This window comes from Streptomyces sp. x-80 (assembly GCF_046549095.1).
Lineage (GTDB): Bacteria > Actinomycetota > Actinomycetes > Streptomycetales > Streptomycetaceae > Streptomyces > Streptomyces celluloflavus.
The window spans coordinates 63,380-76,559 of record NZ_JAJPWM010000012.1; the positions used below are offsets into that span (position 1 = coordinate 63,380).

The 13,180-nt window shown below is 73.9% G+C and carries 9 protein-coding genes and 1 pseudogene; 5 read left to right on the forward strand and 5 right to left on the reverse strand.

Annotation, left to right across the window (positions count from 1 at the left end; translation table 11 throughout):
• Nucleotides 1-9: 9 nt before the first annotated feature.
• From ACLJWH_RS24195 to ACLJWH_RS24210, 4 genes are all read right to left on the reverse strand, one after another.
• Entirely contained in the window at nucleotides 10-1,470 is a 1,461-nt protein-coding gene (locus ACLJWH_RS24195) for an NCS2 family permease (protein WP_411143836.1), read from the reverse strand.
• Nucleotides 1,471-1,609: 139 nt separating this feature from the next.
• Nucleotides 1,610-4,018 carry a xanthine dehydrogenase family protein molybdopterin-binding subunit gene (locus ACLJWH_RS24200; protein WP_411143837.1) on the reverse strand — a complete coding sequence of 803 codons (2,409 nt, stop codon included), beginning with the start codon at nucleotides 4,016-4,018 and terminating at the stop codon, nucleotides 1,610-1,612.
• Nucleotides 4,019-4,023: 5 nt separating this feature from the next.
• The gene (locus ACLJWH_RS24205) at nucleotides 4,024-4,542 is read right to left on the reverse strand and encodes a (2Fe-2S)-binding protein (RefSeq protein WP_411143838.1); all 519 of its coding nucleotides are present in this window, start codon (nucleotides 4,540-4,542) and stop codon (nucleotides 4,024-4,026) included.
• Nucleotides 4,533-5,432: an FAD binding domain-containing protein gene (locus ACLJWH_RS24210; RefSeq protein WP_411144007.1), complete on the reverse strand. Its 900-nt coding sequence runs from the start codon at nucleotides 5,430-5,432 to the stop codon at nucleotides 4,533-4,535. Before ACLJWH_RS24210 ends, ACLJWH_RS24205 begins: the two co-directional genes overlap by 10 nt.
• A 315-nt stretch (nucleotides 5,433-5,747) precedes the next feature.
• Here ACLJWH_RS24210 and ACLJWH_RS24215 point away from each other — a divergent pair, with 315 nt between their 5' ends.
• The 3 genes from ACLJWH_RS24215 to ACLJWH_RS24225 all read left to right on the forward strand — a co-directional run bounded on the left by ACLJWH_RS24215 (nucleotide 5,748) and on the right by ACLJWH_RS24225 (nucleotide 10,142).
• Entirely contained in the window at nucleotides 5,748-7,409 is a 1,662-nt protein-coding gene (locus tag ACLJWH_RS24215) for a PucR family transcriptional regulator (protein ID WP_411143839.1), read from the forward strand.
• Between the two features lie 424 nt (nucleotides 7,410-7,833).
• Nucleotides 7,834-8,670, forward strand: a complete 837-nt coding sequence (locus ACLJWH_RS24220) for a hypothetical protein (RefSeq protein ID WP_411143840.1) — start codon at nucleotides 7,834-7,836, stop codon at nucleotides 8,668-8,670.
• 596 nt (nucleotides 8,671-9,266) lie between these two features.
• Complete coding sequence (locus ACLJWH_RS24225; protein WP_411143841.1) at nucleotides 9,267-10,142, forward strand: hypothetical protein; 876 nt, start codon at nucleotides 9,267-9,269, stop codon at nucleotides 10,140-10,142.
• A 337-nt stretch (nucleotides 10,143-10,479) separates the two neighbouring features.
• Here the strand turns inward: ACLJWH_RS24225 and ACLJWH_RS24230 are convergent, their stop codons facing one another.
• A complete protein-coding gene (locus tag ACLJWH_RS24230; RefSeq protein ID WP_411143842.1) occupies nucleotides 10,480-11,289 on the reverse strand; it encodes a GntR family transcriptional regulator in 810 nt (269 codons plus the stop codon).
• Between the two features lie 128 nt (nucleotides 11,290-11,417).
• Here ACLJWH_RS24230 and ACLJWH_RS24235 point away from each other — a divergent pair, with 128 nt between their 5' ends.
• Together ACLJWH_RS24235 and ACLJWH_RS24240 are read left to right on the forward strand one after the other, a co-directional pair.
• Nucleotides 11,418-12,269, forward strand: a complete 852-nt coding sequence (locus ACLJWH_RS24235) for a (2Fe-2S)-binding protein (protein ID WP_411143843.1) — start codon at nucleotides 11,418-11,420, stop codon at nucleotides 12,267-12,269.
• 125 nt (nucleotides 12,270-12,394) lie between these two features.
• Nucleotides 12,395-13,141: pseudogene (locus tag ACLJWH_RS24240) on the forward strand (class I SAM-dependent methyltransferase); the annotation flags it as partial.
• Nucleotides 13,142-13,180: the final 39 nt, after the last annotated feature.

The following is a 13,180-nucleotide window of genomic DNA, read 5'->3' on the forward strand; positions in this document are numbered from 1 at the left end:
GCGGGCGACCTAGGCGACACCCAGCCACCGTTCGATCGGGTGGAGCGCGAAGTAGCAGAGGAAGACGGCGCTCAGCACCCACATGAAGCCGCCGACCTCGCGCCGTCCGCCCTGGGCCGTCTTGATGGCGGTGTACGCGAGGACGCCCGCACCGACACCCGCGGTGATGTTGTAGGTGAACGGCATCAGGGCCACGGTCAGGAAGACCGGGACGGACACCGACCGGTCGTGCCAGTCGACGTGCCGGGCGGCGCTCATCATCATCGAGCCGATGACGACGAGGGCGGCCGAGGCGACCTGGGCGGGCACCAGGCGGGTGAGCGGGGTGACGAAGAGGCAGGCGGCGAAGAGCAGGCCGGTGACGACGGCCGACAGGCCCGTCCGGGCACCTTCGCCGACGCCGCTCGCCGACTCGATGAACACGGTCTGCCCCGAACCGCCGGTCACCCCGCCGATCGCGCCGCCCGCGCCGTCCACGAACAGCGCCTTGGACAGGCCCGGCAGCCGGCCCTTGCCGTCGGCGAGCCCGGCCTCCGTGCCGACGCCGATGATGGTCGCCATCGCGTCGAAGAAGCCGGCCAGTACCAGGGTGAAGACGATCATGCCGACGCCGAGGGTACCGACCGCGCCCCAGCCGCCGAACGCGACGTGCCCGAAGAGGCTGAAGTCGGGTGCCGAGACGGCGCTGCCGTGCAGCGCGGGGGTGGCGCCGCCCCAGTCCGCGTCCGTCAGCCCGCCGATCCGGGTGACGGCGACGGACAGCGCGGAGCCGGCCACGATGCCGATGAGGAGGGCGCCGGGCACCTCGCGGGCCTGGAGCATGAAGATCAGCAGCAGGGTGACGGCGAAGAACAGGACCGGCCAGCCGGTCAGTTGCCCGGTGGCGCCGAGCGTGACGGGGGCACCGCCGACGCCCTTGCCGACGAAGCCCGCCTTCACCAGGCCGAGCAGCGCGACGAACATGCCGATGCCCATGGTGATCCCGTGCTTGAGGCCCGGCGGGATGGCGTCCATGACCCGCTCGCGCAGGCCGGTGACCACCAGCAGCATGATCACCACGCCGTACAGCACACACATGCCCATGGCCTGCGGCCACGTCAGGTGCGGGACGACCTGGGTGGTCAGGGCCGCCGAGACGTTGAGCCCGGCCGCCAGGGCGAGCGGCACCTTGCCGACGAAGCCCATCAGCAGCGTGCAGAGCGCCGCGCCGAACGCCGTCGCGGTGACCACGCCCGCCTGCGCGAGGGTGTGGTGCGCCACGTCGGGCGTCGACAGGATCAGCGGATTGAGCAGCAGGATGTAGCACATCGCCATGAACGTGGTGATCCCGCCGCGCACCTCGCGCGGGATCGTCGACCCCCGGGCGGAGATGTGGAAGTACCGGTCGAGCCGTCCGCGTCCGGCGGACCGGCGCGAGCCGTCCCCGGCGTCGCCCGCCGTGCTCTGCTGCGCTGTGGACTGCTGGGTCATGGTGCCTGGACTCCCAAGGTTCAAAGGGACCCTCGCGTCATCGCGAGTTCTGGGACTGCTGCGGCGACACGACCCGGGGGACGGCCCGAGGCGAACGTCGGGGTGCGGCGCGGGCCCGGCCGGGCGCCCGCGCCGCCGCTCAGGTACCGGTGAGGTGTTCGGGGCGTACCGGCGTCCTGGTGAGCTCCAGCCCGGTCGCGTTCCGGATCGCCGCGAGGACGGCCGGGGTGGACGAGAGGGTCGGGGCCTCGCCGACGCCGCGCAGCCCGTAGGGGGCCGCGTCGTCGGCGAGTTCGAGCACATCGACGGGCATGGTCGGGGTGTCGAGGATGGTGGGAATCAGGTAGTCCGTGAAGGAGGGGTTGCGCACCTTCGCCGTCACGGGGTCGACGATGATCTCTTCCATGACCGCCATGCCCAGGCCCTGGGTGGTGCCGCCCTGGATCTGGCCGATGACGGAGAGCGGGTTGAGCGCCTTGCCGACGTCCTGGGCGACGGCCAGCTCGACGACCTTGACCAGGCCGAGTTCGGTGTCCACCTCGACGACCGCGCGGTGCGCGGCGAAGGAGTACTGGACATGGCCGTTGCCCTGGCCGGTGCGCAGGTCGAACGCCTCGGTGGGCCGGTGCCGGAACTCCAGCTCCAGATCGACCGATTCGCCCTCCAGGACGTCGGCCAGCTCGCCGAGGACCTCGCCGCCGTCGGTGACGACCTTGCCGTCCTCCAGCAGCAGTTCGGCGGTGGCCCACGCCGGGTGGTACGTGCCGAACTTGCGGCGGCCGATGTCCAGCACCCGCTCGCGCACCGCCTCGCAGGTGTTCTTCACCGCGCCGCCGGTCATATACGTCTGCCGGGAGGCGGAGGTGGAACCGGCCGAGCCGACCCGGGTGTCGGCGGGCTGGATGGTGACCTGCCGGACGCCCAGTTCGGTGCGGGCGATCTGGGCGTGGACGGTGACCCCGCCCTGGCCGACCTCCGCCATCGCGGTGTGCACGGTCGCGACGGCCTCGCCGCCCACCACCTCCATCCGCACCCGGGCGGTGGAGTAGTCGTCGAAGCCCTCGGAGAAGCCGACGTTCTTGATGCCGACGGCGTAGCCGACGCCGCGCACGACGCCCTCGCCGTGGGTGGTGTTGGACAGCCCGCCGGGCAGCGCGCGCACATCGGCGCCCTCGCCGGCCGCCAGCCACTGCCGCTCCGGCGGGAGCGGCATCGCCTTGACACGGCGCAGCAGTTCGGCGACCGGGGCCGGTGCGTCGACCGGCTGGCCGGTCGGCATGATCGTGCCCTGCTCCATCGCGTTGCGCTGCCGGAACTCCACCGGGTCCAGGTCCAGCGCGGCCGCCAGCCGGTCCATCTGCGCCTCGTAGGCGAAGCACGCCTGGACCGCGCCGAAGCCGCGCATCGCGCCGCAGGGCGGGTTGTTGGTGTAGAGCGCGAGCGCCTCGATGTCGACGTTGTCGACGACGTACGGGCCGGCCGCGAGCGAGGCGGCGTTGCCGACGACGGCCGGGGAGGCGGACGCGTAGGCACCGCCGTCCAGGACGATGCGGCACCGCAGATGGGTGAGCTTGCCGTCCCTGGTGGCGCCGTGCTCGTACCAGAGCCTGGCCGGGTGCCGGTGGACGTGGCCGAAGAAGGACTCGAACCGGTTGTAGACGATCTTGACGGGCCGGCCGGTGCGCTGCGCCAGGAGGCAGGCGTGGATCTGCATCGACAGGTCCTCGCGGCCGCCGAACGCGCCGCCGACGCCGGACAGCGTCATCCGGACCTGCTCCTCGGGCAGGCCGAGGACCGGGGCGATCTGGCGGAGGTCGGAGTGCAGCCACTGGGTGGCGATGTACAGATCGACGCCGCCGTCCTCGGCGGGCACCGCCAGGCCGGACTCCGGGCCGAGGAACGCCTGGTCCTGCATGCCGAAGACGTACTCGCCGGAGATGATCACGTCCGCCCGCGCGGCGGCCGCGTCGGCGTCGCCGCGGATGACCGGCTGGCGGTGCAGGATGTTGGGGTGCGGGACATGGCGCGCGTGGTGATCGTGGCGGTCCTCGTGGACCAGTGGCGCGCCCTCGGCGGTCGCGGACGCCTCGTCGGTGACGACCGGCAGTTCGGCGTACTCGACCCTGATCTTGGCGGCGGCGCGGCGGGCGCTCTCCGGGTGGTCGGCGGCGACGAGGGCCACCGGCTCACCGTGGTGGCGGACCTTGCCGTGTGCGAGGACGGGGGTGTCCCGGATCTCCAGGCCGTAGTGCTTCACCTCGGTCGGCAGATCGTCGTAGGTGAGCACGGCGTGGACGCCGGGCTGGGCGAGCGCCTCGGACGTGTCGATCGAGACGATCTCGGCGTGCGCGAGGGTGCTGCGCAGGGTGCAGCCCCACAGCATGTCCTCGTGCCACATGTCCGAGGAGTACGCGAACTCGCCGGTCGCCTTGAGGGTGCCGTCGGGCCGCAGCGTGGACGCGCCGATACCGGCCCCGGTCCGGCCGCCCTGAGTGAGGCCGGTGGGGGTGCGGCCCGGCGCGGACGCCCTGGGCCAGGGTGTGCTCATGGTGGTCAGGCCCCCTGTCCGGTGGTCCGTGCCGTGCCGCGGGCGGCCGCCAGCCGGACCGCGTCGAGGATCTTCTCGTAGCCCGTGCAGCGGCACAGGTTGCCCGACAGCGCCTCGCGGATATCGGCGTCCGACGGGGAGTCGTTGCGCTCCAGCAGTTCGTCGGCGGCGACCAGCAGGCCCGGGGTGCAGAATCCGCACTGGATCGCGCCGGCGTCGATGAACGCCTGCTGGACCGGGGCGAGTTCGCCCGGTCCGCCGCTGCCGGCGCGCTGCCGGGCGAAGTCCGCCAGGCCCTCGACGGTGACCACGTCGCGGCCCTCGGCCTGCCCGGCCGCGACGAGGCAGGCACAGACCGGAACGCCGTCCAGACGGACCGTGCAGGAACCGCATTCGCCCTGCTCACAGGCGTTCTTGGCGCCCGGCAGGCCCATCCGCTCGCGCAGTACGTACAGCAGGCTCTCGCCTTCCCAGACGTCATCGGCCCGCTGTTCGCGGCCGTTGACGGTGCAGGTCACGCGCACTGGGCACCTCCTTGTGAGCCGTGGGCACGGCCGCGGTAGGACTCCCAGGTCCAGCCGAGGGTGCGGCGCGCCATGACGCCCACCGCGTGGCGGCGGTACCTGGCGCTGCCGCGCACATCGTCGATCGGATTGCAGGCGCCGGCGGCGAGCTGCGCGAACTGCCGGACGACGGACGGCGGGAGGGGGTGTCCGGACTCCCAGAAGCGCCCGTCCGCCAGCGCCGCGGTGAGGAACTCCTCGGCGGCGCGGGCCCGTACGGGGGTGGGCGCGGCGGAGCCGATGCCGGTCCGTACCGTGCGGGTCCCGGGGTGCAGCGCCAGGGCGAACGCGCACACCGCGATGACCATGGCGTTGCGGGTGCCGACCTTGGAGAACTGCTGCGGGCCGTCGGCCTTGGGCAGGTGCACCGCGCGGATCAGCTCGTCGGGTGCCAGGGCGTTGCGTTTGACGCCGACGTAGAAGTCGTCGACCGGGATCATACGGACGCCGCGCACCGACTCGGCCTCGACCGCACCGCCGGCGGCGAGCAGCGCGGGGTGCGCGTCACCGGCCGGGGAGGCGGTGCCGAGGTTGCCGCCGACGCCGCCGCGGTTGCGGATCTGCGGGGAGGCGACGGTGTGCGCGGCCAGCGCCAGGCCCGGCAGTTCGGTACGCAGGTTTTCCATGATCTGCGTGTACGGGACGGAGGCGCCCAGCCGCACGGTCCGCTCGCCGACCTCCCACTCCCCCAGGTCGCCGATGCGGTTCAGATCGAGCAGGTACGCGGGGCGGCGGTGATCGAAATTGATCTCGACCATCACGTCCGTGCCGCCCGCGATGGGCACAGCGGTGGGGTGCTCGGCCTTCGCGGCGAGCGCCTCCTCCCAGCTGGCGGGGCGCAGGAAGTCCATGGGGGCCTCTTCTACGGTTCTACGTGCTACGGAATCGGGGCAGGCACTCGCTACGGGTTCGAGGCGGGCGGCGGAGTCGAGAGGTTCGCTGCTCATGGTGAGGACCTCCGGCCCTCGACGCCATTGAGCTGTTCATGTCCTCTGCACGCGGTGGGGCCCAGTGAACGCGCCCCCGCACCACCCGGTGCAGTCACCGAAGCCATGAAGCGGTTGGCTGGCCAGGGCACCCGTCTTGTAGATTCGAACGAAAGTCGAGGCTCCGAAACCTCGCGGTATTCCACCGGCAACAGACAGCAAAGATCGGCGGGCGAAGTCATGCGGCTCCGCGCACTCCTGGACACCCCCACCCTGGGCCTGCGGCTGCTCGGGGGCGAGGACGAGCTGGACCGCACCGTGCGCGGCGTGATGACCACCGACCTGCGCGACCCCAGCCGGTACCTCTCCGGCGGCGAACTGGTGCTGACCGGTCTGGCCTGGCGGCGCGAGGCCGAGGACTCCGAACGGTTCGTCCGCATCCTGGCCGCGGCCGGGGTCGCCGGGCTCGCGGCGGGCGAGGCGGAGCTGGGCGCGGTGCCGGACGATCTGGTGCAGGCGTGCGTCCGGCACCGGCTGCCGCTGTTCTCGGTCGTCGAGGACGTCTCGTTCGCGTCCATCACCGAGCATGTCGTCCGCCAGGTCTCCAGCGAGCGGGCCGGCGATCTGGCCGCCGTGGTGGACCGGCACCGGCGGCTGATGACGGGCCCGGCCGGCGGCGGCCCGGAAGTGGTCCTGGACCTGCTCGGCTCCGACCTGGACCTGCGGGCCTGGGTGCTCTCCCCCACCGGCCGGCAGATCGCCGGTTCGACGCTGGCCGACGCCGGGCCCGAGCTCCCCGGCGGGCTGGGCGCCCGGCTCGCCGGCGAGCATCTGGCCGCCGCCCGCACCGGCCGCCCCGGCCCGCACCGCGTCACCCTGGACGGCGTCACGTACTCGCTCTTCCCGGTCCGCCACGACGGCCGCGCACCGCGCGAGACGCTGCTCTCGGACTGGCTGCTGGCCGTCGAGGCGGACGCCGGCGACTGGCCCGAGGAGCGGCTGGACCTGCTGCACGGCGTCACCCAGCTGATCGCCGTCGAACGCGACCGGCGCGACGCGGCCCGCACCGTCCGCCGGCGGCTCGCCCAGGAAGTCCTGGAACTGGTCCAGACCGGTGCGCCGCCCGCCGAGATCGCGGCCCGGCTGCGGGTGGCGGCCCCGGTCCTGCTGCCCGGTCCGGTCACCGCCCCGCACTGGCAGATCGTGGTGGCCAGGGTCGAGTGGGGCGGCGGCGAGGCCCCCGGCGGCGCGGTGGCGCAGTCCCTCCTGGAAGAGGTGCTGGTGGACCCCGGCACGTTCGGCCCGGAACCCGCCGACCGGATCGCGGTGGCCCACACCGGCGACGAGGCGGTGGCGCTGGTGCCGCTGCCCGCCGTCCCCGACGAGTCCGCCGACTCCCCGGCGTCCGGACTGCGCGCCGCCGACCTGCTCACCGTCATCGCGGAACCGCTCGGCCGCGGTCTCGCGGACGACGGCCGGCTGACGGTCGGGGTCAGCGCCGCGGTGCATTCGGCGGAGGGGCTGCGCGGCGCCCTGGAGGAGGCCCGGCACGCCCGCCGGGTCGCCGCCGCCCGCCCCGGCCTGGTCTGCGCCGCCGGCCACGAGGAGCTGGCCTCGCACGTCCTGCTGCTGCCGTTCGTACCGGACGACGTCCGCCGGGCCTTCACCGCCCGCCTCCTGGACCCGCTGCGCGACTACGACCGCAGGCACCGCGCCGAACTGATCCCCACCCTGGAGGCGTTCTTGGACTGCGACGGCTCCTGGACCCGCTGCGCCACCCGCCTCCACCTGCACGTCAACACGCTCCGCTACCGCGTGGGCCGGATCGAACAGCTCACCGGCCGCGACCTGTCCCGGCTGGAGGACAAGCTCGACTTCTTCCTCGCCCTGCGGATGAGCTGACGGGAGGGTCGGACGGGGACGGGAGCGGGCAGGGCGCCGGGGGCGGCGGGCCGGTCCGGCCGGGCGGGCGCCTCCCGTCCACGCCCGGCCGGATGCGGATGCGGAGGCGGATCACTCCCCCGCCGATTCCCCCTCCTGGCCGATTCGTCCCCGTCCCCGGTTGTCCGCACGGTCAGTTGTCCACCATTCGGGGTAACCCGATCGGGTGGCATCCCGGTCGCGCGAGCCGGGACATCCGCGACCGCACCGGGTCGTGGCGCGGTCGATCAAGGCCGTTCCCCCGGGCACAGTCGGCCCGCAGACGATTGTGAAATCATTCACCCACCCCCTGGCCGCACCCCGGGATTCGTGCTGAGATTCGCCCACTGCTTCCAGTTTCCAGCTCAAAGGCGCGCTCGGGGAGGGCAATGTGGCGGATACCGCCATGTCAGGTTCCGCGGATTCCCACCGGTCGGCGGGAGAGGCAGCACCACCGGCACCACCGGCACCGGTGGTGCCGGCGCCCAGGACGGTCGAGAACGACGACCCCCTCGACCGCGCCGTATGGCGACTGCGGTCCCGCGGCTGCTGGGACGACGCGGCCGCCCTGCTGGAACCGCACGCCGGCCGGGACGCCCCGGCCGCGCTGCGGCGGGCGGCACTTCTGGTGGAGCGCTGCATGTACACCGCGACCGGCTGGGCCGCCGCCGAGGACGCCCTGCGCACCGCCGAGGCACTGGCGGCGGACGACGACGAGCGGGGCGGGGCGGCCTGCGAGCGCGGCCATCTCGCCTACACCGCCACGGTCCTGGGCGTCCGCGACCGGGCCGACGAGGCGCGGTCGGCGTTCGGCCGGGCCGCCGCACTGCTCGCCCCGGCGGCGGCCGGCCGGGCGCTGCTGGACTTCCGCCGGGGGCTGATGGCCGAACACGTCGCCGACAGCCCGGACTCGGCGCGCGCCGCCTACCGCCGCGCACACGCGGGCGCCACCGCCCACGGCGACGATCTGCTGCTCTCCTCCACCTGGCGCCAGCTGGCCGGACTCGCCCTGCGGGAGGGCGAGTTGGCGGAGGCCAGACACGGCTTCACGGAGTCGCTGCGGATCCGCGAGGAACTGGGCTTCCTGATCGGTACGGCGCCCGCGCTCGCGGCACTGGCCGACGCCGCCCCGGAAGCCGAGGCGGACCGCTTACGCACCGAGGCCGCCCGGCTCCACCGCCTCATGGACGGCGTCCCCACCTGGCTCGCCGCCCATCTGACGACGACTCCGGCGGATACGTAGCGCGGAGGGCGACGGACGGGGGCACCGCACGCCGCGGACCACGAACCGCAATCGCCAACGGGCAACGGGCAACGAGCAACGAGCAACGGGCAACGGCCTCAGGGTCGTTGCCCGTTGGCGATTGGCGGTTGGCGATTGGCGGTTGGCCCCCAGTCATCGGCCGCCGCCGCATCCACGGAGCCGCCGCCCGTCAACCCCCCGTCGTCAGCCATGCGTCTCCCGGCAGCAATTGACCGGATCCTGATGTCCCGCACCCCGGCCCCGGACCGGCCGCGGCGCGACGGGCGGTAGCCGCGGACCGGACGCGGCGGGTCCCGGTTCCCGGCCGGGGCGGCGGCGGGCAGCGACCCCATCAGCCGCTATCCGCGCCCCGGCACCAGCGCCCCCGCGGCCGTACGGCGCCCGCGGCACAGCGCCGCGACGGGTGAACCGCGAGGTGAGGGGAGCGGCGAATGACGCGGGACGGCGGCGCCGGCCCCGTCCCCCACACCCCGAGAATGGCCGCAAGTCGCACTGCGACGCGGTGACGGGGCCAGGATGCTGGTCCGGGGGCCCACCCCCGACTCCCCCTTGGCAGCGCCTTCAGGAGGCCACCCGTGGCATCAGGAGCGACCGGTACGACCACCGGATCCGACTGGGGCAAGGCGGATTTCGAGGCGATCTACAACTGCCCGGATCCCCGGCGGTACTTCACCACGCTGCAACCTCTCGACTATCAGATCCCGCACCACGGCCAGGCAGTGTTCCGCACCGTCGCCGATGCCCTCCGGCAGCGCCGGCCCGGCCGTGCCCCGCTCGATGTCGTCGACCTCTGCTGCTCATACGGGGTCAATGCCGCGCTGCTCAACCACCGGCTGACCCTCGACGATCTCTACGGCCGGTACGCCGCACACGGCCCCGGCACGCCCCGGACCCCGCAACTCGCCCACGCGGACCGGACGTTCTTCGCCACCCTGCGGCGACCGCAGGCGGCCCGCGTCACCGGCATCGACGCGGCGCGGCACGCGGTCGACTACGCGCGCGACGTCGGCCTGCTCGACCGCGGCTTCCCGGAGAACCTGGAGCGGGACGAGCCGAGCGCGGCCCTGCGGCGCGCGCTGGCCGGCACCGACCTGATCACCGTCACGGGGGGCGTCGGCTACATCTCCGCACGCACCTTCGCCCGGCTCTTCGACTGCCTGTCGTCGCCGCCCTGGGTCGCGGCGTTCGTCCTGCGGACGGTGTCCTACCGGTCGGTCGCCAGGCTGCTCGACCGCGCCGGCCTGGTGACGGAGAAGCTCACGAGCCGGACGTTCCGGCAGCGGCGGTTCACCGACGGCGCCGAGCGGCGGGCGGCGTTCGACGCGCTGGCCGGGCACGGTCTGTCCACGGCGGGCAAGGAAGCCGACGGCTTCTACCACGCCGAGCTGTTCCTCTCCCGGCCCGCCGGCGATATCGCGGCGCTGCCCCTGGCCGACCTGCTGCCCGGCTGAGCCCCGGCGGCGTCCACCGGCGACCGGCCCGTCCGCGTCCGGGTACGGGTCCCGCCCCACCGGGCGGCGCGAACCGACAAGTCGTCGATGCGGGGCGGCACGGCCCCACGGACCATAAGCACGGACAAGCACGAACCGACGGGCCGTCAGTACGGGGGGACGAGCGCCCCCGCGAACCGTCAGTACGGACAAGCACGCCCCACGTACCGTCAGTACACATGGGGCGCGGACCGACGGACCGTCAGTACGCGTAAGGAGCACAGACCGACGGACCGGCAGCGCGTAAGGGCGCCGACCGACGGGCCGTCAATGCGGACAAGCGCGGCCCGGAACCCCCTCAGTGCGGGTGACGGGCCGCCGAGAGATGTTCGCGCGCGATGCGCTCCGCGACCGCGCACTCCCCGGCGATCAGCGCGTCCAGCAGTGCCGTGTGCTCGGAGGCGTCGGCCAGCAGCTCGGCGGTACGCAGCCGGGAGCCGCCGGCCGGCCGCTGGGTGCGGCGCAGCAGATCGTCGGTGACCTGCACGAGCTGGCGGTTTCCGGTGAGTGCGAGCAGCGCGTGGTGGAAGGCGTGGTCCGCCTCGGCATAGCCGACCCGGTCGCCGTGGGCGGCGGCTGCGACCCCCGCCGCGGCCAGCGGTCGCAGCTCCTCCCAGCGCTCCGCCGGCAGTGCCCCGGCCAGCCGGACCACCGCGGGCACCTCCAGCATGGCGCGCACCTCGGCCAGTTCGGCGAGTTCGCGGGAGCTGCGCTCGGCGACCCGGAAGCCGCGGTTGGGCACGACCTCGACGGCGCCCTCCCCGGCGAGCTGCTGCATGGCCTCGCGCACGGGCGTCGCGGAGACGCCGTAGCGCTCGGCGAGGGCGGGCGCGGAGTAGACCTGGCCGGGGGTCAGTTCGCCGCCGACCAGCGCATGGCGCAGTGCGGCCAGCACCTGTCCGCGGACCGAGTGCCGCTGCGGCTGCGGGCGCCGGACCGGCTGCCGCGCGGGCGGCGGTGCGGTGGCGCCCGTCGCCTCGGCGGGCGCGCCGGCGTCGGGCGTGGCAAGCTCATGGACGACGGATTCGCCGTGCGGCATGGCGGGACCGGCCTGTGCCGGCACCCACACCCGGGTACGCGGCTCCGGTGCCACTCGGGCCTGCTCCATGACGGTTCCTCCTGACGTCACCAGCACCTTAGGCGTACTCGGCGGCAGTTCAAACCTCAGCGGGTACGGACGGAACCTTCGGGTAAGGTAAGGCTTACCTGCAACGACGCGATTCGGTGGTCTTCCGCATGACTCCTGCCCGCCCCGCGCCGCCTCTCCCCCCACCTCTCACTCCGCCCCTCGCCGGTGCGTACGCCCGGCTGTCCGAGGTGTTCCCCGGCCTGCGCGTGACCGAGTGGGCCGCGACGCCGCCCAGCGGTGACGGCTGGGTACGCGCGGCCGGCCTCGCGGCCGGTGGTGACCCCCTGGACGCCTTTCTGGCCTGGGACGACGCCCAGCTCCTGCGGGACTACGGACAGCGCGCCCGGCCGGACGTCGTCGCGAGCTTCGCCCTGCACCGCTACGCCTGGCCCGCCTGTCTGCTGTTCACCATCCCCTGGTTTCTGTACCGCCGGGTGCCGCGGCTGCCCGCGCCGGATGTCTTCTTCCACCGGGAGCTGGGCCGGATGGCGGTGCGGGTCCACTCGTTCGCGTGCCTGCCGGACGACCCGGCCGCGGCCCATCCCGGCGCCCGGATCGTGGCGGACGAGGAGGCGCTGCGCGACGAGGTACGGGCCGCGGTCGCCGAGCATCTCGCGCCCGTCCTGGACGGTTTCCGCCCCCGGATGCGACGCGGCCCCCGGGCGCTGTGGGGCATGGCGACGGACGAGCTCGTCGAGGGCCTGTGGTACCTCGGGCACCTGCTGGGCGAGGAGTCGCGCGCGGTGGCCGAGCTGGCACGGCTGCTGCCCGGTGCCACCGCGCCGTACGTGGGAAACGCGGCGTTCCGTTCGCTGACCGGGCCGGACGGCGCGGCACTGCCGACCCGGGACCGCGCCAGTTGCTGCATGTACTACACCCTGCGCCCCGAGGACACCTGCGTCACCTGCCCGCGCACCTGCGACGCCGACCGCGTCCAGCGCCTCACCGCCGGAGCCTGACGCCCGCGTCACCTGCTTCGGCACGTGCCGTGCTCCCCTTTCCCGTGTGCCGCGGCACCGGAGCTGCGCGGCGCCGGTGCCGCGCCTCCGTGCGCGAGCCCTGGTCCGCGCAGCGGGGATACCTGATGGCTCAAACCGGCCCGCTGATCGAGAGAGCCGCACGGACCGGCGCCACCCTGGAAATAGTGAGGCCCTTGCCCAGGACGTTCCAGGCAGCACCAGGAGGCCATAGGGAAGCCGGTCGGCCGAGCCGGACCGCGCTGCGGGTGGCACACGCCCGTGCCCGCCACCAGGCCGATCCCCAGCGGGTCTTCACCGACCCGCTGGCGTCGAAGATCCTCCGCCTCGGTCCCGACGAGCTGACGCCGCTGCCCGACGACCCGGTCGCCCGGTACCGCATCCGGTTCGTCGCCGCCCGCAGCCGCTTCGCCGCGGACTCGCTCGCCTCCGCCGTGGCCGCCGGCACCCGACAGGTGGTGTTCCTCGGCGCCGGCCTGGACACCTTCGTCTGCCGCGACCCCCGTACCGGCCTGACGGTGTTCGAGGTCGATCACCCGGACACCCAGGAGCGGAAGCGGCAGCGGATGGCAGCGGCCGGGATGGCCGTCCCACCGTCGCTGGTCTTCGCCCCGGTCGACTTCGAACGTGACACCCTCGCCGCGGCGCTGGACTCGGCCGGACTGGACCGCACCCGGGCGGCTTTCTTCAGCCGGCCCGGGGGCACGCCGTACCTGACGCGGGACGCCGTCCGCACCACGCTGCGTTTCGTGGCCGGGCACACCGCGCCCGTACCTGTGGTGTTCGACCACTGCCTCGAACCGCCATCGGCGAGGGCACCGGAACTCCGCACCGCGCACGAGGCCGCCACACGGTGCGTGGCAGAGCTCGGCGAACCCTGGCTCAGTTACTTC